The sequence below is a fragment of the Dactylosporangium vinaceum genome, assembly GCF_019904175.1.
Taxonomy (GTDB): domain Bacteria; phylum Actinomycetota; class Actinomycetes; order Mycobacteriales; family Micromonosporaceae; genus Dactylosporangium; species Dactylosporangium vinaceum.
In genome coordinates, this window is the sequence record NZ_CP061913.1 from 8393772 (window position 1) to 8417770 (window position 23999).

10 protein-coding genes are annotated in these 23999 nt (G+C 74.2%); 5 read left to right on the forward strand and 5 right to left on the reverse strand.

All coding sequences use genetic code 11. The annotated features are described in order from the left end of the window. Positions 1-14: 14 nt before the first annotated feature. From Dvina_RS37645 to Dvina_RS37655, 3 genes are all read right to left on the reverse strand, one after another. Positions 15-1157 carry an alpha/beta fold hydrolase gene (locus Dvina_RS37645; protein WP_223094320.1) on the reverse strand — a complete coding sequence of 381 codons (1143 nt, stop codon included), beginning with the start codon at positions 1155-1157 and terminating at the stop codon, positions 15-17. Positions 1158-1232: 75 nt separating this feature from the next. Then, entirely contained in the window at positions 1233-2186 is a 954-nt protein-coding gene (locus Dvina_RS37650) for a chlorinating enzyme (RefSeq protein WP_223094322.1), read from the reverse strand. Position 2187: 1 nt separating this feature from the next. Then, on the reverse strand, positions 2188-2457 hold the full coding sequence (locus Dvina_RS37655) for an acyl carrier protein (protein ID WP_223094324.1): 270 nt from the start codon (positions 2455-2457) through the stop codon (positions 2188-2190). 232 nt (positions 2458-2689) lie between these two features. On the opposite strand from Dvina_RS37655, the gene Dvina_RS37660 reads away from it, so the two are divergent. From Dvina_RS37660 to Dvina_RS37680, 5 genes are read left to right on the forward strand one after another with little or no spacing between them, the layout of a single operon-like run. Further along, positions 2690-3754, forward strand: a complete 1065-nt coding sequence (locus tag Dvina_RS37660) for a PLP-dependent cysteine synthase family protein (protein ID WP_223094326.1) — start codon at positions 2690-2692, stop codon at positions 3752-3754. Next, positions 3751-5205, forward strand: coding sequence for an argininosuccinate lyase (locus tag Dvina_RS37665; RefSeq protein ID WP_223094328.1), 1455 nt, complete (start codon positions 3751-3753; stop codon positions 5203-5205). Before Dvina_RS37660 ends, Dvina_RS37665 begins: the two co-directional genes overlap by 4 nt. Beyond that, positions 5202-6404 carry an ATP-grasp domain-containing protein gene (locus tag Dvina_RS37670; RefSeq protein WP_223094330.1) on the forward strand — a complete coding sequence of 401 codons (1203 nt, stop codon included), beginning with the start codon at positions 5202-5204 and terminating at the stop codon, positions 6402-6404. The genes Dvina_RS37665 and Dvina_RS37670 overlap by 4 nt, the downstream gene beginning before the upstream one ends. A gap of 17 nt (positions 6405-6421) precedes the next feature. Then, complete coding sequence (locus Dvina_RS37675; RefSeq protein WP_223094332.1) at positions 6422-9598, forward strand: non-ribosomal peptide synthetase; 3177 nt, start codon at positions 6422-6424, stop codon at positions 9596-9598. Positions 9599-9609: 11 nt separating this feature from the next. Beyond that, positions 9610-10521, forward strand: coding sequence for a GHMP family kinase ATP-binding protein (locus Dvina_RS37680; RefSeq protein WP_223094334.1), 912 nt, complete (start codon positions 9610-9612; stop codon positions 10519-10521). Here Dvina_RS37680 and Dvina_RS37685 read toward each other — a convergent pair. Together Dvina_RS37685 and Dvina_RS37690 are read right to left on the reverse strand one after the other, a co-directional pair. After that, positions 10497-11468, reverse strand: coding sequence for a TauD/TfdA family dioxygenase (locus Dvina_RS37685; RefSeq protein ID WP_223094336.1), 972 nt, complete (start codon positions 11466-11468; stop codon positions 10497-10499). The two genes, Dvina_RS37680 and Dvina_RS37685, sit on opposite strands and share 25 nt — an antisense overlap. Continuing rightward, on the reverse strand, positions 11465-23998 hold the full coding sequence (locus tag Dvina_RS37690; RefSeq protein ID WP_246655583.1) for a non-ribosomal peptide synthetase: 12534 nt from the start codon (positions 23996-23998) through the stop codon (positions 11465-11467). The genes Dvina_RS37685 and Dvina_RS37690 overlap by 4 nt, the downstream gene beginning before the upstream one ends. Position 23999: the final 1 nt, after the last annotated feature.

Consider the following 23999-nt stretch of genomic DNA (forward strand, 5'->3'; position numbering starts at 1 on the left):
GCGGGGCTGGGGGCCTACGCCGCCGAGCCGGTCCCGGGCGCGATGTCGGCCCGGGAGTCAGCCAGGAAGTCGGCCAGGATCTGGCGCAGGCGCGGGCCCGCTCCGAAGACTGAGATGTGGTCGCCGTGCGGCTCGACCCGCAGGGTCGCGGCGGGCAGTGCGTCCGCGATCCGGTGGGAGCCGCCCGGGTGGGCCGTGTGGTCGTCGTCGCTGGTGATCACCAGGACCGGCTGGCGGACGCCGGGGATCAGCGCCGTGATGTCGGTGGTCATCGTCGCGCCGGTCACCAGGCAGTAGCGGTAGAACAGCTCCGCGGTCACGTACGGGTAGACCACCAGGTGCGCGACGTCGGCCGGTACCGCGGCGAGGGCCGTCTGCGCGAGCGCGCCGTTGATGGCGGCGGCGTCGTCGCGGCTCGTCGCGGCCATCGCCATGAGGGCCTTGAGATTGTCCTGGTGGGTGGTGGTCGGGCCGGGTGTGCCGGAGAAGTCGCCGTGCCACAGGCTGAGCGACGAGACCCGCCGCGGTGCCCGCTCGGCCGCCTGCAGCGCGATGACCGCGCCGCCGCACAGGCCCATCAGGTGGGCGTCGGGCAGGCCGTAGTGGTCCATGACCGCGAGGAGGTCGTCGGCCTGGGCCGACAGGTCGCAGGCCAGCGTGTCGAAGCCGGCGTCGGAGCACCGCGGGTCGAACAGACCCCTGGTCTCCCAGGTGATCACATAGTGGGTCCCGGCGAGGTGCCGCATCCACGGCTCGCAGAGCTGGGCCGGCATGCCGCACGCGGAGGCCAGGATGATCGCGGGCCGGCCGGGGTCGCCCGCGGCATAGGTCCGCAGCGTCACGCCGTCAGTGGTCCGCACCTCGGTCCTGGACGCGAGGAAGCCGTCCACCGCGGCACCGGCGCCGGCCAGCTCGGTGGCGTGGGCGTACGGCCGCAGGACGGCGTCGACGATGGGGTCGAAGCGGCCGGCCTGACCGGCGAGGGACAGGTCCAGGCCCAGCGAGGCGGCGATGGTCCGCAGCGCCTCGACGCTCGGCCCGGCCAGGGACGTGCGAAGGGGGTAGCCCGCCTCGGCGAGCGGCCGGAGCGAGGCCACCGCCGAAACGGCCGCGGCGGCTGAAGCAGCGCCGGCCGGGCGGATGTCAACTGCGGTCATCACTGCCTCCTTGGCAGTCCCGATGCCGCGCGGAGCGGTCTCACGCGCGGCACCTCTGAGCGACGTTCGGACGGCTCACCGAGTGGTGAACGGGTGACCCGTGGTGGTCTGGGTCGCGATGCGGTTGTACGGGTACTCGTTGACGCCGGACACGACGACCGAGCCGAACCGGTCGAGGCTGACCTTGCCGCCGTACTCGACGATCTCTTCGGTGTCGGGGTAGACGTGCACCGAGGTCGGCACGTAGCGGGTCGCGAAGCCGAGGCGCATCTCGTCGGTGGTGCCGTTGTGCGGCAGCGACGCGTGCATCAGCGTCGACCAGAACATGATGGCCTCGCCGGGGCGCATGACCATCGGCACGGCGAGGGACTCGTCGGGCTCGAAGTCCTCGTCGATCTGCAGCTCGCGGTAGTCGTAGCCGAAGAAGCCGCGCTGGACCCCGTTCTTCGCCTCGCGGTTGATGCGGTTGGGGTCGTAGTGCATCTTCTTCGTCTCGTCGTACATCATCGACTGGTGGGTGCCCGGCATGAACTGCAGGCAGCCGGTGTCGAGGTTCGCCTCGGTGAAGGCGGCCCACACGGTCAGGGTCCCGCCGAAGTGGACGTGCTCGTCGCCGGCCCAGACGATCTGCGGGCTGCCGGATGCGTTGGCGAACGTGTCGGCCTGGTGCCAGTCGGTGCCCTCGTCGCCGGGGTACTTCGGGAAGAACTCGGTGCGCCAGCACAGCACGTCCGGGCCCAGCACGCTGGAGACCTTCTCGACGATCTCGGGGCGGCAGATGTGGTCGGCCAGGAAGTCCGAGTCCATGTGCCGGTCGTAGTTGGAGATGTTGGTGTTGCCCGACTGCGCCGCCTCCTCCTGATAGATGGCGTTGCTGCGGTCCATCAGGGCGAGCCGCTCGCGGCGCCAGATCTGGCGCATCTCGTCGACCTCGTAGACCTTGAACGGCCCGTAGAATCCGTTCTTCTGGAACTGGTCCAGCTCCTCGGGCGTCAGCGCGAACTGGCGCGTGCCGATGTCCTGCGTCATGTCATGCTCCCTTGCTGTCGGCCGGCGCCAGGCCGGCACAGACGGCGATGTTGCGGGGGGTGGCCACCCCGGCGAGCGCCGCCGCGGACACCGTCACGTGCAGGTCCCGGTTGATCCGGGCGAGCACGAGCACGAACGACAGCGAGGTGGCTCCGTTGTCGAAGACGTCGTCGTCGAGGCCGAGCCCCGGCCGGGCCAGGACCTCACGGACGATCTCCAGAACCGCCGCCTCGGTGGTCCCCACCGAGGCGACAGCGAAGTCGGTTTCCATGGCATCACTCCTGTGCGGTTTCGTTGCCGCGTCGGCTGGGACCGGGTGCCCGGCCCCACGTTGCACCGAACGCTAGCCACCGTCGCGGGCCATGGTCTGTTCATTCTTGAGCACTTCCAAGGGCTCGGCGAGGCCGCGTGGACCTGCGCAGAACTGAGCAGACGACCGGATCCGGGGCGGTCAGAGTGATGGCGTCACGACGATTCCGTGCGGCGACTTCCGGGAGTTGAGAATGACGGTCAGCGCATTCGCCGAAATCACCCAGGCGCACCTGCTGCCCCGGATCGTGCGGCTCGGCGAGAACCTGTACGGCGCGGTGTTCGTACTGATGAAGCTCGTCCCGGCCCGGCACATCCTGCTCAAGGCGCACGACCGCGGGGCCATCGATCCCGACACCGTGATCGTGGAGACCACGTCGGGCACCTTCGGGCTGGCCCTGGCGATGCAGTCAGCGCTGATGCGCCGGCGCTTCATCGCCGTCAGCGACCCGGTGATCGACGCCAACCTGCACCGCCGGCTCACCGACCTCGGGACCCGGGTCGAGATCTGCGACCGGCCCCTGGCCGTCGGCGGCTACCAGGAGGCGCGGCTGCAGCGGCTCGCGCAGCTGCGGGCGGAGTTCCCCAACAGTTTCTGCCCCGAGCAGTACAGCAACCCGGACAACCCGGCCTCCTACGCGATCGTGGCCGAGCATCTGGAGCGCACCCTCGGCACCGTCGACTGCGTCATCGGGCCGGTCGGCTCCGGCGGCTCGATGTGCGGCACCGTCCGGGCGCTGCGATCGGCCCGGGACGACGTGCGGGCGGTCGCCGTCGACACGCACAGCAGCATGCTGTTCGGCCCCACCGACGGTCCGCGGGCGTTGCGCGGGCTCGGCAACAGCCTCATGCCGCCGAACCTGGACCACACGGTCTTCGACGAGGTCCACTGGTCGAGCGCGGCCGAGGCGTATGCGGCGACCCGGGACCTGCACCGCACCCACGCGCTGTTCCAGGGCCCCACCAGCGGCGCGGCCTACGGCGTGGCGAAGTGGTGGGCGCAGCGGCACCCCGACGCGCGGTGCGTCGTGATGCTGCCGGACGAGGGTTACCGGTACCAGGAGACGGTGTACGACGACGAGTGGCTGGCCGCCAACCACTACACCGGGCAGCCGGTCGCGCGGACGCCGGTGCAGGTGTCGCGGCCGACCGAGCCCGGCACCGGGTGGAGCTGGTTCGACTGGCGCCGCCGTTCCTACCTCGACGCCGTCGGGCAGGCGCCGCCGGTGCGGGCGGCGGACCTGGAGCCGGCGCCGTGACGGCGTCGACGGGCCGGATCGCCGCGACCGTGGGGCCGCGGACCCGGCGGATCGTCTACGGCTGTCCCACCCCCGAGCAGGTCGCCGAGGAGCTGCGCGCGATCACCCTGATCGACCGCGCCCACCTGGTCATGCTGGCCGAACGGAAGCTGATCGCCGCCGACGAGGCGGCCGCGCTGCTGCGCCACATCGACCGCTTGCGAGCCGACGGCTTCGGGCCCCTCCTCGAGCTGGACACCCCGCGCGGGCTGTACCTGGCCTACGAGGAGCACCTGATCGCGGTCCTGGGCATCGACGTCGGCGGGCGGCTGCACACCGGCCGGTCCCGTAACGACCTGAAGGCGACGATCACCGCCATGCAGGCGCGCACCGAGCTGCACGCGCTCCTCGCCGAGCTGATCCGGCTGCAGTCCGTGCTGCTGGGCCGGGCCCGCGCCCACCGCGACGTGGTCATGCCGGTCCACACCCACTTCCAGGCCGCGCTGCCGGTCACCTACGGCTACTACCTCACCGGGCTGGCCCTGGCGATCGGCCGCGACATCCGCGCCGTCCGGCGGGCCGCCGACGAGCTGCGCCGCTGCCCGATGGGCTCCGGCGCCGCCGCCGGTTCGGCGCTGCCGATCGACCCGGCCCGGGTCGCCGCCCTCCTCGGCTTCGACGAGCCGGCCCGGCACGCCCTCGACGCCGTGGCGAGCCGCGACGTCCCGCTGCGGGCCCTCGCCGCGGCCGCCGGCGCCGCCCTCACCGTCAGCCGGCTCGCCGCCGACCTGCAACTGTGGAGTACCGCCGAGTTCGGGTTCGTCGTGTTCCCGGATCGGCTCGTCGGCGGCAGCTCGGCCATGCCCCAGAAACGCAACGCGTTCCTGCTGGAGCACCTCAAGGCCAAAGCCGGTGTCGTGGTCGGCGCGTATACCGCCGCGGCCGCGATCACCCGCGGCACACCCTTCACCAACTCGATCGAGGTCGGCACCGAGGCCGTCGCCGCGACCTGGCCCGGCCTGCGGGCCGCCCTGGACTGCGCCGAGCTCGCCCAGTCGCTCGTCCTGGGCGCCCGGCCGGTCCCGCCGCGCATGCTGGCCGGTGCCGAGCACGGCTTCGTCGGCGCCACCGCCCTGGCGAACCGGCTCGTCGCGGACGGCGTGCCGTTCCGCGCCGCGCACCACCTGGTCGGCGACGCCGTGCGCCGGGCCACCGGACGCGGCGCCACCCGGCTGTCCGAGCAGGATCTCCCGGCCGGGCTCGCCGGCACCGACCACTCCATGGCCGCCCTCGTCGCGGACCAGCGGTACGGCGGCGGGCCGGGCGACTTCGGCGGAGGCTTCACCGCCGCCTACGAGGATCTCGCCGAGCACGCCCGGTGGCACGCCACGGCCCGGGACCGGCAACGCACCGCCGGGCGGGAGCTGACCGCCGCGGTCAGTGGCATCGTCGAACGGGCCGGGCGGCGATGAGCACCCCGTGGCTCGTGCTCGTGGAGAGCAACACGACAGGCACCGGGCGGCAGTTCTGCGCCGCGGCCAGGGCCCGTGGCCTGCGCCCGATCGTGCTGGCGAGCGATCCGTCGCGGTATCCGTACCTCGACGAGGACGGCTACGACCGGCGGGTGCTCGACACCGCCGACGCCGCGGCCGTCCTGCAGGCCTGCCACCGCCTGGGTGACGTCGCCGGGGTGACGTCCAGCTCCGAGTACTTCATCGCCACGGCCGCCGAGGTGGCCACGAAGCTCGGGCTGCCGTCCCCGGACGCGCCCGCTGTCGCCCGCTGCCGGCACAAGGACCAGCAGCGGATCGTCCTGGCCGGTGCGGGCGTGCCCGTCGCCGGCTTCCGGCTCGCCCGCGAACCGGCGCAGGCCGTCGCCGCCGGCCTCGGCTACCCGGTCGTCGTCAAGCCGAGCATGGGTTCCGGCTCGGTCGGGGTACAGCTCTGCCCGGACCGGGCCGCGGTGGAGCGCCACGCCACGGCTCTGCTCGACGCGCCGGTCAACGAGCGCGCCCAGGCCGTGCCCCGGCTCGTGCTCGTCGAGCAGTACGTCACCGGCCCGGAGTTCTCCGTCGAGACCTTCGACGACCGCGTGGTCGCCGTGGTGGCCAAGCACCTGGGCCCCGAGCCGCACTTCGTCGAGCACGGTCACGACGTGCCCGCCACCGTCCCGCCCGGCGTCGCCACGGCCCTGGGCGACACCGCCCTGGCCGCGATCCGGGCGCTCGGCCTCGGCTGGGGCGCCGCCCACACCGAGCTGCGCCTGTCCGCCGGCGGCCCGGTCGTCATCGAAGTGAACCCGCGCCTGGCCGGTGGCATGATCCCCGCGCTGCTGCGGCTCGCCCTCGGCGTCGACCTCGTCGACGCCGTCGTCGGCCGCGCCGCGGGCCGGGCCGTCGACGTCCGGCCACGGCCGCTGGCCCACGCCTCGATCCGCTTTGCCGTCGCGGACACCCCCGGCGTCGTGGCCGACCGCACGGGCCTCGACGCGGCGCGCGCGACCCCGTCGGTGACCGCGGCCGAGTTCACCGTGCCGGTCGGCGCCGACCTCGCGATCACCCATTCCTTCCGCGACCGCTTCGGCTATGCCATCGCGGCCGGTGAAGACCCCAGCACCACCGCCGACCGCGCCCGACGCGCCGCGGCCGAACTTCATGTCGTCACGCGCTGAACATTCGGGAGAGAGCCATGACCAGGATTCCACGGTGGACCGTCGCAGGTGCCGAGCCGGGCGCGGGCCTCGCCTGGCACGAGGAGACCGTGCCGGCGCAGCTCGCCGGCGCGGTGCGGGACCGGGCCGCGGCCGAGGGCCTCGACGTCGGCCGGCTCCTGCTGGCCGCGCACCTGAAGGTCCTCCGGGAGCTGACCGCCGAGCGGAGCCTGGTCACGCGCTACCGCACCGATGCGACCCGGTACTACACGGCCACGCTGCCCAACGGCGCCTGGCGCGGGATCGTCGCCGCGATCGAGACGGCCGATGGTGACGCCGAGACCGAGGTGGAGCTGGACCTCCGCGCGCTCGGCGGCGCCCCGCTCGCCGACGACGGCCCGGACCCCGCCACCGTGCTGTCGTTGGCGTACGTGCCGGACGGCGAGGCATACACGCTCTTCGTGGCGTATCGGCGCGACTGCCTCACCGAGGACTTCGCGGCCAGGGTGGCCGGCTACCACCTCGCCGCACTGCGCCTGCTGGCCGAGGACCTCGACGCCGACCACACCGCGCAGAGCCTGCTGTCCGACGAGGAGTCGGCCTTCCAGCTCGGCCCGCAGCTCAACGGGCCGGACCGGCCGCTGCCCGCCGAGCTGTTCGTCGAGCTGTTCGAGGCCCACGCGCAGCGGCGGCCCGAGGCGATCGCGGCGACCCACAACGACACGCGGTGGACCTACCGCGACCTCGACGACAAGGCCAACCACATCGCCCACGCCCTGCTCGAGCGCGGCCTGCGCGACGAGGACGTGGTCGCGGTCGTCATGGAGCGCAACCTCGACTGGCTCGCCGCCGCCCTCGCCGTGTTCAAGGCCGGCGGCGTCTACCTGCCGGTGCGGCCGGACTTCCCGGCCGGCCGGATCGCCACCCAGCTGCGCCGCAGCGACTGCCGGTTCGCCGTCACCGAGCCGGGCAGCGACGCCGTCCTGCACGCGGCCACCGCCGACCGCGACTGCAGCATCGTCGTGGCCCAGGAGACCTACGGCGATGACCGCCGCGGCAATCCGGGCGTGCCGATCCGGCCCGAGCAGCCGGCGTACATCTACTTCACCTCCGGCTCCACGGGCGAGCCGAAGGGCGCGATGTGCGAGCACGCCGGCATGCTCAACCACCTCTTCATGAAGGTGGACGACATGGCCCTGGGCGCCGGGGACGTCGTCACCCAGACCGCCTCCCAGTGCTTCGACATCTCGCTGTGGCAGCTCATGGCGCCGCTGCTGGTCGGCGGCGGGACCCACATCGTCGACACCGACGCCCAGCTCGACGTCACCCGGTTCATCGACCTGCTGGCCGCCGGTGGCGTCCAGGTGATCCAGATCGTCCCGGCGTACCTCGACGTCATGCTCTCCCACCTCGAGCGCGACCGCCGGGCGCTCGGCGACCTGCGGTCGGTGTCGGTGACCGGGGAGGCGCTCAAGCTCGGCCTCGTGCAGCGGTGGTTCGCGCTGTACCCGGGCATCGCGCTCGTCAACGCCTACGGTGCCACCGAGGTCTCCGACGACACCATGCACGCGGTGCTCGACCGGGTGCCCGACCGCGACCTCGCCATCGTGTCGGTCGGGCGGAGCCTGCGCAACGTCAACACCTACATCCTCGACGAGCAGCAGCGCCTGGTCCCGCTGGGCGCGCCCGGCGAGATCGCGTTCTCCGGGGTGTGCGTCGGGCGTGGGTACGTCAACGACCCCGAACGCACCCGCCAGGCCTTCACCACCGACGCCTACCGTCCCGGCACCCGGCTGTACCGCACCGGCGACTTCGGCCGCTGGCTGCCCGAGGGCACGATCGAGTTCCTCGGCCGCCGCGACGAGCAGGTGAAGATCCGCGGCTTCCGCATCGAGATCGGCGAGATCGAGAACCGGCTGCTGCAGATGCCCGGCGTGCGCGAGGCCGCCGTCGTCATCGACGGGCAGTCCGACCAGACCAAGAACCTTGTCGCCTTCTTCACCGGCCCGGACGCGCTGCAGCCCGCCGACCTGCGGGACTTCCTCGCCGCGGCGCTGCCCGAGTACATGGTCCCGGCGTACTTCCACCGCCTCGACGCGCTCCCGCTCACCGAGAACGGCAAGACGAACAAGAAGCTCCTCGTCGGGCTCGCCGGCACCTACGCGAAGGACGGCGCCGCCTACGTGCCGCCGGCCACCGACACCGAGCGGCGCCTCGCGACCGCCTGGGCCGAGGTCCTCAACGTCCTCGTCGGGCGGATCGGCCGCGGCGACGACTTCTTCCGGCTGGGTGGCACGTCGCTCGCCGCGGTGCGGCTGGTGGTCAAGCTCGACCGGCTCATCTCGCTGCGCCAGCTGGTCGCCCACCCGGTCCTGCGTGACCTCGCCGCCGCCATCGACGGGGCCGACACCCCGGCCGGACCGTCCATGTCCGGCCTGCTGCAACCGCTGTGCACCCCGAGCGGTACCGCTGCGGCGACCCTCGTCTGCTTCCCGTACGCCGGTGGCAACGCGGTCAACTTCCAGATACTGGCCCGCGAACTGGCCGGCTCCGGCATCGCGGTCGCGGCCGTCGAGCTGCCGGGGCACGACGTCGCCCGGGCCGACGAACCCCTCGCCGGGGTGGAGGACGTGGCCCGCCGGGTCGTCGACGAGCTCGGGTCCCGGGTCACCGGCCCGGTGCTGCTGTGGGGCCACTGCGCCGGCGCCGCCTACGCGCTCGCCGTCGCCCGGAGGCTGGAGCGGGCCGAGCGCCCACCGGCCCGGGTCTACCTGGGCGCGCTGCTGCTGGACGAGCCGGGGGCGCTGCGGGCCGAGATCGCCGAGCTGTCGGCGCTGAGCAACCCCGACCTCACCGCCCGGCTGCACCAGGACAGCGCCTACATCGAGCTCGACCTGCTCAAGTCCGAGCGCGCCGAGCTCGTCGGGCGCGCCTACCGCCACGACGTCTGCTCGACCAACCAGTACCTGATCGAGGCCCAGACCGCGCCGGCGGCTCCGCGCCTGCGCACGCCGGTCGAGGTGTTCGTGGCCGCCGACGACCCGACCACCACCGGGTTCCAGGAGCGCTACGACGACTGGCAGCGGCTCGCCGAGACGGTGTCGCTGCACACCCTGCCGGAGGGCGGCCACTACTTCATCCGCAGCCGGCCCGCCGACGTCGCCGTGCTGGTCGCGGCCACCGGTCTCGGCGTCTCCGCCGGTCACGCGGCCTGAGCGCGGCCGCGATGTCCAGCTCGATCCTGCCCGCCCCGGTACAGTCGCTGTACCGGGGCGCGACCGGCGTCAGCACCTGCTTCGGCACCTTCGGGGAGCTGCTGCAGGGCGTCCTGCCGGGGCCTGACGGCCACTTCCTCGTCACGCTGCCGGTCGCCCGGTGGACGATGGCCACCTTCCAGCTCGACCCCGGCGTCGCCGACGTCGAGGTCCGCCCGGCCCACAAGCGCAAGGCGCTGCGTCTGGCCGAGACGATCCTCGCCCAGGCCGGCGCCGCGTCCGGCGGCGTCCTCACCATCGACAGCAACCTGCCCGAGGGCAAGGGCATGGCCAGCTCGTCCGCCGACCTGGTGGCGACGGCGCGGGCCATGGCCAACGCCCTGCAGCTGGACATGACGCCGCACCGCATCGAGCGGCTCCTGCGCGACATCGAACCCACCGACGGGGTCCTCTACCCGGCGGTCGTCGCGTTCGACCACCGCAACGTCCGGCTGCGGTCGCTGCTGGGCTCGCTGCCCGCGATGACGATCATCGGCCTCGACGAGGGCGGCACCGTCGACACGGTGGCGTTCAACCGCATCGCCAAGCCGTTCTCCGCCGCGGACCGCGCCGAGTACGCCCGGCTGCTCGACCGGATGGCCGTCGCCGTGGCGTCCCGGGACCTGGCCGGGGTGGGCGCGGTCGCGACCCGCAGCGCGGTGATGAACCAGGCCCTGTGGCCCAAGCGGACCCTGCCGGCCGTCCTGGACATCTGCGCAGAGGTCGGGGCACTCGGCGTCGTCGCCGCGCACAGCGGCACCATGCTGGGGCTCCTGCTGGACACCGCCGACCCGGCCTATCAGGCGAAGACCGCGGCGGCGGTACGGGCATGTGCCGCCCTCGGCGGCGACGTGTCGCTCTACCGGTCGCTCAGCTTCGACTGACGGGTCGGCCGGTCCAGCCCGACGACGATCTGCCGCGGCCCCTCGAACGCCTCACGGCTGTGCGCCATCCGGATGTTGTCGACGACGAGCACGTCGCCGGCCCGCCAGGGGGTTCGCACCGTGTGCGCCGTGTAGACCTCGTTGATGAGGTCCACGGTCTCGCGGTCGAGGGGCTCGCCGTCGCCGCAGAGCGTGTTGAACGGCAGGCCGTCGCGGCCGAACTCCAGCATGAGGTACTCCCGGACCGCGGGGTCCATCGTCCACTCGTTGAGGAACGCGACCTGGTTGAACCAGACCCGCTCGCCGCTTATCGGGTGCGTGGTCACCGCGGGCCGCAGCCGGCTGGTCCGCAGCCCGCCGTCGGCGTCCCACCGCCACTCGACGTCACCGTCGCGCAGGTAGGCCTCCACGGCGGCGCGGTCCTCGGTGCCGAACGCCACCGGCCACGGCATGCTCAGGATGTCGTTGTGCGCGCGCAGCAGCCGCCAGCCGTGCCGGTCGAACCGGTCGACGAGCTCGGCGGGCAGGTCCCGCAGCACCGCGGCGCCGTCGGCCAGGGCCGTTGCGCCGCCCCGCTCGGGGGCGGCCAGGCAGCAGAACAGCTGCCGGGCCGGGTACTGCGCGGCGTAGGTCAGCTCGTGGTGCATGCACATCGGCTGGTCCGGCGGCCAGCTCGTCGAGGAGTAGACCCCGGGGGCGTAGCGCTCCCGGGGTGCGAACGCCTCCCGCTCGGTCATCAGCTCGGTGCTCAGGGCGCGGATCGCCGCCTCGGCGCCGAGCGGGTCGGTGATGCGGAGCCCGCGGACGAGCGCGGCGCCGTGCCGGTCCACGACGGCATCGACAGCCGCCCGGTGCTCGGCGAGCCAGGCCGCCGGCTCCGCTGCCGCATCCGCCGTCACGACGGCCGGGCGGCCGGCGACGAGCTCGACGTCCAGGACTGTGGTCATGACACTGCCTCCCGTGTGACGGGTCGAAAGGTGAGGTCGAGCACCGACGCGACGAGCGGTCGCGGCCGGCTCCGGCTGCCGCCGTTGCCGTGCTGCTTCGGCGTGGTCAGGGGCTCGGGCTCCGGAGCCGCCGACGAGGCCGGGCGGTCCCACCACAGCCGGCGGCGGTGGAAGACCGGGGCGGGCAGCGGCGCGCGAGCCGGCGACGACGCCGGGGCGGCCGCGGCGATGAGGTGCGCGTTGGTGCCGCCCAGCCCGAAGGCGCTCACCGCACCCACGCGGTCACCCGCCGGCCACGCACGCGGCTCGGTCACCGGGAAGAACGGCGACGCCGCGAAGTCGAACCGCGGGTTGGGGTCCGCGCAGTGCAGGGTCGCCGGGATCTCCGCGTGCTCGATCGCCAGCAGCAGCTTCAGCAGCCCCGCCACCCCGGCCGCACTGAGCAGGTGCCCCACGTTGGACTTGACGCTGCCGATGGCGCAGTACCCGGCCCGGTCGGTGTCCTCGCGGTACACGTCGGTGAGCGCCCGCAGCTCGATCGGGTCACCGATCATCGTCGCGGTGCCGTGCGCCTCCACCATGCCGATCTCGGCGGCGCGCCGGCCGGCCCGGGCCAGCGCGGCCCGCACGACCTGGCCCTGCGCCACCGGGTTGGGCGTGGTCAGGCCCATCGTGCGGCCGTCGTTGCCGACCGCGACGGCCTCGATCACCGCGTGCACCCGGTCGCCGTCGCGCACCGCCGCCGCGAGTGGCTTCAGCAGCAGCACGCCGCAGCCCTCGCCGGGCACGAAGCCGTTGGCGTCACGGGCGAACGTGGCACACCGGCCGTCGGGTGACAGGGCCCGGGCGTGGCTGAACTCGAGGTACGGCTCCTCGTCCAGGAGCACCTCGACACCGCCGGCCAGGGCGACCGGGGTCTCGCCGGCCAGCAGGCTGCCGATCGCCAGGTGCACGCTGACAAGCGCCGAGGAGCAGGCGCTGTCGACCACGAGCGCGGGCCCGCGCAGGTCGTACTGGTGCGCGACCCGGGCCGCGATGAAGTTCTGGTCACCGCCGAGCCCGGAGGCCGCGTCGGCGGTCCCGATCCGGCGGCGGTACCCCGACATCCTGGCCCCCATGAAGATGCCGACGTCGCGGCCGCGGAGCTCGTCGTCGGTGTACCCGGCGTCGCTGAGGCACGCCGCGGTCGCCTCGAGGGTCATGCGGATGGCCGGGTCGAGGTTCTTCGCCTCGTCGTCGGTCATGCCGAAGTATCCCGGGTCGAAGTCCTCGACGCCGTCGACGAAGCCGCCCCACTTGCTGACGCTGCGGCCGGTGGCGCGCTCGCGCCGGTACAGCTCGGCCACGTCCCACCGGCTCGCCGGCACCTCGGTGACGGCGCTGCCACCCTGTCGCAGCAGCCGCCAGAACGACTCCAGGTCCGGCGCTCCCGGCAGGCGGCACGCCATCCCGATCACCGCGATCCGCCCGTCGACACGGTCAGCGGCGGCGGTCGCGGGCGCAGCCGGCGGGGTCGATCCGGCCGGCCCGGCGACGGGTGCGCCGGCAACCGTCGCGCCCAGATGGGCGGCCAGCCGGTTGAGCGTCGGGTGCTCGAGCAGCAGGCTGGGCTCCAGCGGCTGCCCGAGACCCGCCTCGATCTTGACCAGCAGCTCCCCCAGCAGCACGGACTCGACGCCGAGGTCGCTGAACGTCGCGTCGTGATCCAGCTGCCCGGCCGGGATGGCAAGGCTTGTGGCGAAGATCCCGGCCAGCCACGGCGCGGGTCGCGCGACCGGAAGGGTGTCGACATGCGTCGCAGGCGGTTGCCCTGGCGACGCCGCACGACCGAGGTCGACTGTGCCCGCAGCGTCGGCCGGCCGGATCTCGTCCGGGACGGTGCGGTTGACCCGCAGGACCGCCTCGGCGTCGAACCCGCCCGCCGCCGCCGGGCACGGCAGCGTCACCGCGGCCGCGGGCATGGTCAGGATCCGCTCGAGGACCGCGAGACCGTCCGCGTCGCTCAGTGCGTCGAGGCCGACGACCGTGGCGGCGTCCGGCCGGGCGGTACCGCCGCCGGTCTCCCGCCACACGGGCCAGTTCACCGCGCGGAACCACGGCTGGCCGCTACGGACCCGGGCGGCGGCCGTGTAGTCGAGGTAGGCGTTCGCGGCCGCGTAGTCGGTCACGCCGGCCGCGAGCCGGCCGGCCGCCGAGCTCACCGAGGAGAACAGCACGAACCGGTCGAGCCGGTCGCCGCTCGTCAGGTCGACCAGCGTGTCCAGGCCGTCGCCCTTCGGTGCGAGGGTGGCGCGGACGCCGTCGAGGTCCAGACGGGCGAACGGCGCCGGCCCCTGGCTGCCCTGCCCCGCGCAGTGGATGACGCCGGCGATCGCGCCGAGGCCGGTGCGCACCTCGTCGAGGAACCCGCCGAGTTCGGCGCGCCGATCGAGGGGCCCGCAGTACACCATCACCTGGGCGCCGAGCCGCTCCAGCTCCTGGATGTGCCGCACGGTGGCGACGGCCGGCCCGTGCAGGTCGGGCCGTGACCAATCGTGGCGCGGCGGCAGGGACCGGACGCCCAGGACCGCGAGCCGGCGGGCGCCCCAGCGCACGAGCTGGTTCGCGACGAGTGCGCCGAGCCCACGGGTGCCGCCCGTGACGACATAGACCCGATCGGGATCGGGCCGCCACGCCGGGCCGGCGGGCTCTGCGACCGGGACCAGGCACGGCCGGTACCACTTCCCGCCCCGCAGGCAGGCCTCTCCCCACGGCTCGGCGGAGCGCCAGGCGGTGACGATGTCGGCCGCGGCGGGCCGGTCGAGGTCGACGACGGTGGCGTTGACCCACGGGTGTTCGGCCCCCAGGCTCCGGACGAACCCGGCCAGCCGCGCACCGGTCAGGTCGGGCGCCGCACCGGGCGAATCAAACAGCCCACTGGTCGTCTGCAGCACCCGCAGGCCGCCCTTGGGCCGGGCCGCCACAAGCTCCTGCAGCACCGCCAGCCGAGCCAGCCACGGCCCACCGTCCCGCTCTGCACCGGCATCATCCGAGAGCGCGCAGAGGTCCAGCAGGCCCGTGACCGCCGGCTCACGCTCCAACAGCCGCCGCACGGCCGTGCGCGCGGTCTGCGGGGACGTGAGGTCCCGGCCTTCGACGAGCCGGACCACCCGCGCGGGCCGCAGCTCGGCGGCGACGGCCTCGACGAGGTCGTGCTGCGAGTCGCGGTGCAGGCAGAGGATCGTCCCGGCGGCGTCGCGACTCGCGGCCCGGACCGGCGCCGGAGCGTCGATCGGCCGCCAGTCACGAGCCAGCAGCGGCACCGCGGGAGTGTCCACCGCTGACTCACCGATCCAGCAGTGCATCCGGGCGAAGGGGTAGTGCGGCAGGTCGACGATGCGCCCTCCGCCGGCCGGCGTCCAGTCCACGGCGGCGCCGTCCACCCACTGCTGGGCCGGCCCCGATCCGTTGCCGCCCCGCGTGATGACGTCCCGGTGGACCCGCCCGGCCGCGAACGCCGCCAGGACCTGACTCAGGTGCGCGACGCTCGTCGCCAGGACCGCCAGGCGCTCCGGCAACGCCTCCCGCCCCACCCGCGACGTGTAGGCGATGTCGGCCAACGCCGACGGATCCGTCAGGCCCTCGACGTGGACCGCGAGCCGCCCCGCCAGCTGCCGGAGCTGATCCGCGGTCCGCGCCGACAGCAGCACCGGCTGCGGTCCCGCCGCGACCGGCGGCCCGGCCGGTGTGGCGGGTGTGGCGTCGCCCGCCTCGACGATGAGGTGCGCGTTGGCGCCGCCGGCGCCGAAGGAGCTGATGCCCGCCCGCCGCGGCACTCCGGCCGGCCACGCCGCCGCCTCCCGCTGCACGCGCAGCGGGCTGCGGCTCCAGTCCACGTTGGGGTTGAGCTGCTCGGCGTGCCGTGACGGGGCCAGCATGCCGTGGCGGAACTGCAGCACCACCTTGGTGAGCCCGGCGATGCCCGCCGCCGCCTCCAGGTGCCCGATGTGCGACTTCACCGAGCCGATGGCGCAGCTGCCCGCAGCGAGCCCGGCCTCGGCGAACGCCCGGCCCAGCCCGTCGATCTCGATCGGGTCGCCGAGCGAGGTGCCGGTGCCGTGCGCCTCCAGGTATCCGATGCCGTCGGCACTGACACCGGCGTCACGCATCGCCTGGAGCACCACGCTGCCCTGCGCCACCGGGCTGGGGACCGTGTAGCCGTTGGTCTTGCCGTCGTGGTTCACGGCGCTGCCCAGCACCACGGCCAGGACCCGGTCGCCGTCGGCCCGCGCCCGGGACAGGGGCTTCAGCAGCACGGCGCCGACCCCTTCGCCGGGCACGAACCCGTCGCCACCGGCGCCGAAGCTGCGGCAGCGGTGGTCGCTCGACGCCATCCTCATGTCCCGCAGCTGCACGAACTTGTTGGTGTGCAGCGAGAGGTTCACCCCGCCGGCCAGCGCGACCTCGCACTCGCCGCGCTGCAGGCTGGCCACCGCGACATGGATGGCGGTCAGCGAGGAGGAGCACATGGTGTCGACGGTCATGCTCGGCCCGTTGAGGTCCAGGAAGTACGACACCCGGTTCGCGATGCCGGCGATCGCCGACCCGGCCGCGGGCCCGTCACCGCCGGAGGCGAGGCCGAAGAACGGATACTCGTTGTACATCGAGCCGACGAACACGCCGACCCGGCCGTGGTGCCGCTCGCGCAGCCGGGTCCTGGGGTAGCCGGCGCTTTCGAGGGTGTGCCATGCCACCTGCAGGAACAGCCGCTCCTGCGGGTCCATCAGGGCTGCGTCGCGCGGGGTGATGCCGAAGAACAGCGGGTCGAACGCGGCGACGTCGGCGAGGAACCCGCCGACCATCAGCTCCCGCGGCCCGTCGACGTGCCGCCGGTCCGCGGGCACCGGCCCGATCACGTCCCGCTCGCTCAGCAGGTTGCTCCAGAACTCGTCGAGGTCGTCGGCCTGCGGGTAGCGCCCGGCGATCCCGATGACCGCGATCCGGTCGTCGTCAGGCTCGCTGCGCGGTACCACCGTGGTCGTCCGTGACACCGGAGTCTCGCCGGTCACCAGCGGCGCGATCTCGGCGGCGACGCCGGCCAGGTCGCGATGGGTGAAGAACAGCGTCTTCGACACGTCGCCCAGGTCCTCGGCGAACCGCGCGTTGAGCTGCGCGATCAGATACGACGACAGCCCGTAGTCCTCCAGCGCGACATGCGTGTCGAGGCGCTCCACCGCGATCCCGGAGATCTCGGCGTACACGCGCAGCACGTAGTCCTCCGCCGGTCCCGGTGCGCCCGGCCGTCGCCGGTCCGGCGCCGGTGCCGGCACCGCCCCGAGCCGATAGGTATCGGTGGCGAACGGGTAGGTCGGCAGCGCAATCCGGCGGGCCCGCCCGGCCGGCCAGTACGCCGCCCAGTCCACCGGCCGGCCCGCCAGCCAGTCCGTGGCCGCCGCGTAGGGGTCCGGCGCCGTCGACGCGCTGCCGCCGGGCCGCGCGGTGCCGGTCGTGACGGCGGGTGGCCGGCCGCCCCGGGCGAGGAAGCCGAGCGCGGCCGTCAGCTCCGCTGTCGTCCCGGCCCGCACGACCGCCCGCTTCCCGAGGGGCAGGCGGCCGACCTGGAGCGTGTAGGCGATGTCGGTGAGGTCGGCCGGCCGGGCGAGCAGGTGCCGGTGCAGCCGCCCGGCGAGGTCGGCGAGCTGGGCGTCGGTCTGCGCGGACAGCGGTACCACCTGCGGGGCCGCGACACGCGACGGCTCGGACGGGCGCTGCGCGGCCCGGATGACCACGTGCCCGTAGGAGCCTGTGGCGCCGACGGCATTGATGAGCGCGCGGCGGGGCGGCCCGGTCTCCGGCCAGGGCGTGAGACGGCCGGCCGGTTCGACACCCGCGCCGGACCACGAGATCAGCCGGCTCGGGCGGCTCGACAGGATCGTCGGCGCAATCTGCGCCGCGCGCAGCTGCAGCAGGACCTTCGCCAGCTGCGACAGCCCGGCGGCCGCCTCGAGGTGACCGATGTTCGGCTTGACCGTGCCGATCGGGACGGGTGTACGGCGGGCGGCGAAGACGTCCGACAGGGCCTCGATCTCGGCGGCGTCGGCGAGGGTCGCCCCGGCGCCGGCGCACTCGACGTAGCCGATGTCCTCGACGTCGATCGCCGCCGCGGCAAGCACGTCGCGCAGGGAGCGGCGCAGCGGCTCGGCCTGCGGCGTGCCGAACCGGCCGGCCCCGCCGAAGTGCCCGATCCGGGTGGTCTCGACGATCCCGAGCACGTCGTCGCCGGCGTCGGCCCGGGCGCGCAGCAGGACCGCGGCGACGCCCTCGCCGGGCGACCAGCCGGCCTCGGTGGCGTCGAACGCGCCGTCCGGCAGTCCCTCGGCGAGCAGGCCGAGATCACGCAGGAGCTGCCCGTGGTACGGGTGGGTGAGCAGGTTCACCGCCGCCACGACCGCCGACTCGCACTCGCCCCGCCGCAGGCTCTCGGCCGCGAGGTGCAGGGCCGCCAGGGAGGAGGAGCAGGACGCGTCGACTGCGATGCTGGGGCCGGTGAAGCCGAAGAAGTGCGAGACCCGGTTGGCGGCGTCGGACGCGGTGGCCGAGACCGTGGCGGCCTCCCCGGCCCCGGCCCGGTCGGCGCCGACCTGCTGGTGGTCCTGCCACATCGCACCCAGGAACACGCCTGTCGAGCCGAGGCTGCCGGGGGTGTGCCCGGCGCGCTCCAGGCACTCCCAGACGGTGTGCAGCAGCAGGCGCAGCTGGGGGTCGAGACCGGCGGCCTCCACCGGCGACACGTGGAACAGCAGGCTGTCGAAGCCGTCCACATCGGACAGGTACCCGCCTATTGCACCGGCGTCGGCACCACCGGCGACGACCTGACCGTACCGGTGGGCGGGCACGGCAGTCAGCGACCGGGTCCCGCGGCTGAGGTTGCTCCAGAGCTCCTCGGGACTGTCCGCCCCCGGGAACCGCCCCGCAAGCCCCACGATGGCCACCTCGGCGGTCGGCCGCTGCGGCACGTCGACGGCGGCGCCAAGCGGCGGTTCGGCGGGAGCGAAGAGGGGCCGCTCGCCGGTGGCCGCGACCGCCGCCACCCCGGTGCCGGACCCGCCGAGGAACGCCTGCAGGTACACGTACCGTTCGTCCAGGCCGAACCCGGCCCGGACGGCGTCCAGGGCGACGTTCCCGATCGGGCACAGGCCGACACCGCAGGCGGTCTGGCCCAGCAGCAGGAGCTGGCCGAGATACCCGGCCTCCAGCAGCAGGAACCGCTCGCTGTCGGCGCCGTAGAGCGGTTCGACCGCGTCGAGCCGCCCGAACAGGTACAGCTCGAAGCCCGCCTCGTCGAACACGGGCCGGTTGTAGACGAAGTGGACGCTGCGGTCGAGCTCCGGCCGCGCGGTGATCAGCTGCAGGTCGTGCGCCACGGGGTGGTAGTAGTAGAGCCCCTCGGGCACACCCGCGACCCCGCCCGGCCGCACGTGCACATAGGCCTGGACGCCGTAGGTGTCGCCGGCCGAGGGGTACAGCCGGCGCCGCCGCCCGTCCGTCTCGACCTCCCGCAGCAGGCCCAGCAGCCGGGACAGCTCCCGGCGCTCGACGGCCCGGGCGCCGAACTCCCGGCGGCTGGCCCGCCAGTCGTAGTGCTCGCCGGCAACGTCGGCGGGCTCCAGGGACACGCAGACGCCGGCCGGGTCGGGCGTGCGCAGGTCCCAGCGGGCCCGCTTGAACGCATCCCGATCCGCCGCGGAGAAGAAGTCCACGGGCCCGGGCCGCGGCGGTGCCGCCGGCGGCTCTGCGGGCTGAGCGGCGACCGGCGCAAACCCGGCGGCAGGCTCGGCGGCGATCGGCTCCGGGCCGGCCGAAGGCTCAGTCGAGGGCTCGGTCAGGCGCTCGGTCGAGGGCTCGGTCAGGCGCTCGGTAGGGGGCTCGGCCGGGGCGCCGGTCAGGGCGAGGGCGATGCCGCGCACGGTCGGGTCGGCCAGCAGCGCCGACACCGGCACCTTCCGGCCGTGCCGGGCCCGCAGCGCACCGGAGACCTGCACCATCGTGAACGACGTCGCGCCCTGGTTCCAGATGTCCTCGTCGGGATCGAGGGTGCCGATGCCCAGCAGCTCGGCGAAGATCTCGCACAGCTCGGCCGTCAGGTCCCCCGCCGCCACCGCGTCCACCGGCAGCTGCGCGGCGACGGGCGTGGTGCCGGCACCGCCGGCGGTCGAGAAGACGTGGCGGCTGCCGGGCTCGACCGGCCAGGGCAGCCCGTCGCGGTCGAGTTTGCCGTTCGACGTCGCCGGGAACGTGTCGACGAAGGCCACGACGTTCGGCACCATGTAGTCGGGCAGCCCGTCCGCGGCGTGCCGGCGCAGGGCCGCCACCGTCGGCGGGGTCGCGGTCGCGGGCACGACGTAGGCGACGAGCTTGCGGTCGCCGGTCCGGTCCGCGCGGGCCAGCACGACGGCGTCCTTGACCTCGGTGTGGGCGCGCAGCCGGTGTTCGATCTCGCCGAGCTCAACCCGGAACCCGCGGATCTTCACCTGCCCGTCGGCGCGGCCGAGGAAGCAGATGTTGCCGTCGGGGAAGAAGCTGGCGCGGTCGCCGGTGCGGTACAGCCGGCCCCCGGGACGCACGTCGAAAGGGTCGGCGATGAACCGCTCGCCGGTGAGCTCCGGCTGGCGGTAGTAGCCGAGGGCCAGGCACTCCCCGCCGACGAACAGGTCGCCCTCGACGCCGACCGGGCAGGGCTCCATCGCCTCGTCGAGGACGTAGTAGCGGGCGTTGGCGATCGGCCGGCCGTAGGGGATGCTGCGCCAGGCGGGGTCGATCGTGCCGACGTCGAACCAGTTGGACCAGACCGTCGCCTCGGTCGCGCCGCCCAGGCTGACGATGCGGGCGCCGCCGAACAGCGCCCGCACCTCGTCGGGCAGCGTCAGCGGGGTGTAGTCGCCGCTGAGGTACACCAGCCGCAGCGTGTCCGTGCCGGCCGCGTCGCGCCGCCCGGCGAACAGCGGAGCGAGCTGGTTGAGCGTGGTGGGCGCGGAGTTCCAGAACGTCACCGGCTCCCGCAGCAGCACGTCGAGGAGCACGTCGGGATCGCGTTGCTCGCGCTCGTCGGCGATGTACAGCGACGCGCCGTAGCTGAGCAGGCCGAGGATGTCGAAGACGGACAGGTCGAAGCCGAGCGAGGTCACGCACAGCCCGACGTCCGCAGGCCCGAACCCGTGGGTGCGCTCGCACCAGTCGAGCAGGTTGAGCAGCGGCCGGTGCGCCACCGCCACGCCCTTGGGCTTGCCGGTGCTCCCGGACGTGAAGATCACATAGGCGGTGTCGTCCACCCCGCCGACGGGCTCCGGGTCGTCTTCGGATGCATCAAGGGTCTCGAGGTGTACCGCGGCGACGCCCGCCGGCACCGGCCATCCCTGCCGGTCGGCGCCGACGAGCACGAGGCCGATCGCGGCGTCGTCGAGGATGGTCGCGGCGCGGGCGGCGGGCAGCGACGGCTCCAGGGGCACGTAGAACCCGCCGGCCTTGAGCACGCCGAAGACCGCGGCGACCATGGCCGGACCGCGGGGCACGCTGATGCCCACCGCGACCTCCGGCCCGACGCCGCGGGCACGCAAGCCGTGGGCGATCCGGTTGGCGCGGGCGTTGAGCTCCCGGTAGGTCATGGTGCCGCCGGCCCAGCGCAGGGCGATCGCGTCCGGGGTCCGGTGCGCCTGCCGCTCGAACAGCCGGTGCGCCGGGATCTCGGCCGGGAACGGCCGGTCGGTGTCGTTCCACTCGTAGAGGATCCGATGGCGCCTGACGGCCGAATCGTCAGCGGTGGCGGCCAGCAGCCGGCGGTACCGCTCGAACATCTCGGTCAGCTGCCCCGGCGGGAAGTGGGCCGGGACCGTGTCCCAGTAGAAGCGCAGTTCGTCGCCGTCGTCGATGGCGATGCAGTCCAGCGAGACGTCCGGGGTGCAGGTCAGCCACGGGCCGAGCCGGACCCCCGGCGGCAGCGGCTGCTCGGACAGGTCCAGAATCCCGGTGTAGACCACGGGGAGGTCGAAGTGGCCGCCGCGGCGCTCCCGCATGACGCGCCGGCGCAGCTCCGTCAGGCCGTTGACCGCATCGGCGTGGGTGTCCTCGTCGAGCACGGCGCGGAACCTGGCGGCCTGCTCCCACAGCGGCAGTGTCGCGTCGGTGCGCGTGACCCAGCTCAGCGCGGTGTACTCCCCCGGCCGGTACCGGGCCGTGTCGTCGGTCCACCGCACCACCGGCACGCTGAACGGCGCCGGGTAGGAGCCGGCCAGGGCCTCGGTGAACGCCGCGGCGAGGATGTCGTCGGGGTGCAGGCCGGCCCTCTCGATCCGGGCCCGGATGGCCCGCCAGCCGGTCAGCCGGCCTTCCAGACGCTCGTGCGGCAGCCGCGCGACGGGCGTCGCGGGCTTCGCCAGCGCGGGCCCGCCGGCAAGGGCCGCCACCCGGGCCCGCCAGTGCTCGATCGCCGCCGGGTCGTTGCCGCGACCGCTTCGATACTGCGCGTGCGGCGCGGCCGGCACGGATTCGGCCGACGGATCGGCGTAGAGGCGCAGCAGCTCACGGACGAGGAAATGGATGCTGCGGCCGTCGAGCACGGTGAGGTCGGTGACGAGGTGGACGATCGCGGTCGCGGACCCGTCGGTGGTCACGAACACCTCGGACTGCGGACCCCGCCCGAGCGGCATGGCCTGCCCCGTCGTCCGGTCCCGCAGCTCGGCCAGGAACGCGCCGGGGTCCGGCAGTGCGGTGAGGTCGATGACGGGGATGTGCCGGCGGCTCGGGGTGTCGGCGCCGACGGCGAGGACCCCGTCGTGGGTGACGACGGTGCGCAGCGCGTCGTGGGCCCGCACCAGCCGCAGCCACGCCGACTCGAGCCGCGCCGGGTCGAGGTCGTCGACCTCGAAGGAGTGGCTCACCTGGCAGCCGTCCCAGGGTGCGGCCTCGCCGAGGCTGCGCGGCACGAAATAGGCCTGCTGCAGCTCGTTGAGCCCGCGGAGCTCCGGCTCGGTGAGGCTCAGGTCGGCCAGCGCGTTGACGAACGTGGCGAACAGCCGCTCGAGGGTGCCCGGGGCGAACCGGCCGGTCGCGACGTCCCAGCGCAGGTGCAGCTCGCCGCCCTCCTCCCACATCTGGTGGTCGAGTGCGACGCCGGTGGTCTGGCTCAGCGCGTAGGTGGCGGCGCGGGCAGGCTGGGCGGTGCCGAGCAGGCTGGTGAACACGACCGGCAGCTCGACAGTGGGGGCGGTGCGGTCCCGGCCGCGGACCGCGCGCAGCGCCGCCACGCCGGAGACGGCGGCGTGGCCGAGCGCCTCCCACAGCTGGGCGTGGACGGCCGCGACCGCCTGCGGCAGCGGCCGGTCGAGGGTGTCGCCGAGGGGCAGCACGAGGCTGGAGGTGAAGGGCCCGGCGACGGTCTCGGCGTCGCCCGGCAGGCGGGTGCGGTCGTTGGTGGTGAGGACGACCGAGAAGGGGCGGCCGGCCCGGTGCCAGCCGAACGCCTCGGCGAACAGGGTCAGCACGACGGCGGTCGGCGACACCTCCCAGCGGCGGGCGAGGTCGTTGAGGACCGTCCACTGGGCCCGGTCCAGCTTGCCGGTCAGCGCGGTCCGGCGGTTCCCGTGCGGCTCCGGGCCGGCCGGCCGGACCAGGTCGGGGCCGCCGGGCAGGCCGGCGAGGCGCTCGGCCCAGTAGTCCAGGTGCCGGCGGTGTTCGGGGCCGCGGCGCTGCGCGGCGAGGGACAGCACGCACTCGCGCACGGTCACCGCCGGTGCGGCCGGGCGGTATGCGCTGTCGGCGTAGCAGGCCCACAGGTCATCGAGCATCAGGGCCAGGCCGTGCCCGTCGGTCAGGATGGCGTCGATGCTCACGTGGACGGTCGACGGACCGGTCGGGGGCCGGGTCACGGCCAGTGTGTGCATCGGCCATACACCCGGCTCGTAGCGGTGGTGGGACAGCCGGTCGCGGGTCGCCCCGACGTCGGCGCCGTGCTGCACGGCGATCTCGGGTGCGCTCGCCCGCTCCTGCACGCGCTGCCGGCCGTCGTCGGTGAGGACGGCGCGGAGCATGTCGTGCCGGTCGACGACCCGCTGCCAGGCCGCCCGCAGGCGGGGCACGTCGAGGTCGTCGACCTCGAACTCGCGGTAGACGTGGCAGCCGATCGGGTCGTCGCCGAGCAGCGGGTCCTTGCTGATGAGGTACGCCTGCTGCAGGTCGCTGAGCGGGAACGGCTCGTGCCGCTCGCCGGCGGCCGCGGTGCCGGTGGCCTCGGTGCTGGTGGCCGGGCCGGCCACCGGCTCCGGCCGGGCCTCCTCCTGCACGCGGGCCACCAGGTCGGCGACAGTGGCGCACCGGCCCAGCCACTGGACCGGGATGTCGACGCCGAACGCCGTGCGGAGCTGGAACCACAGGCGCGTGGCGGCCAGGGACTCCAGCCCGCGGTCGGCGAGGCTGGTGTCGAGGTCGGGGGCCGCGCCCGGCGGCAGCAGGGGGCCGAGGATGGCGAGCACCGCGGCTGGGATGTCTTCTGTCCGCACG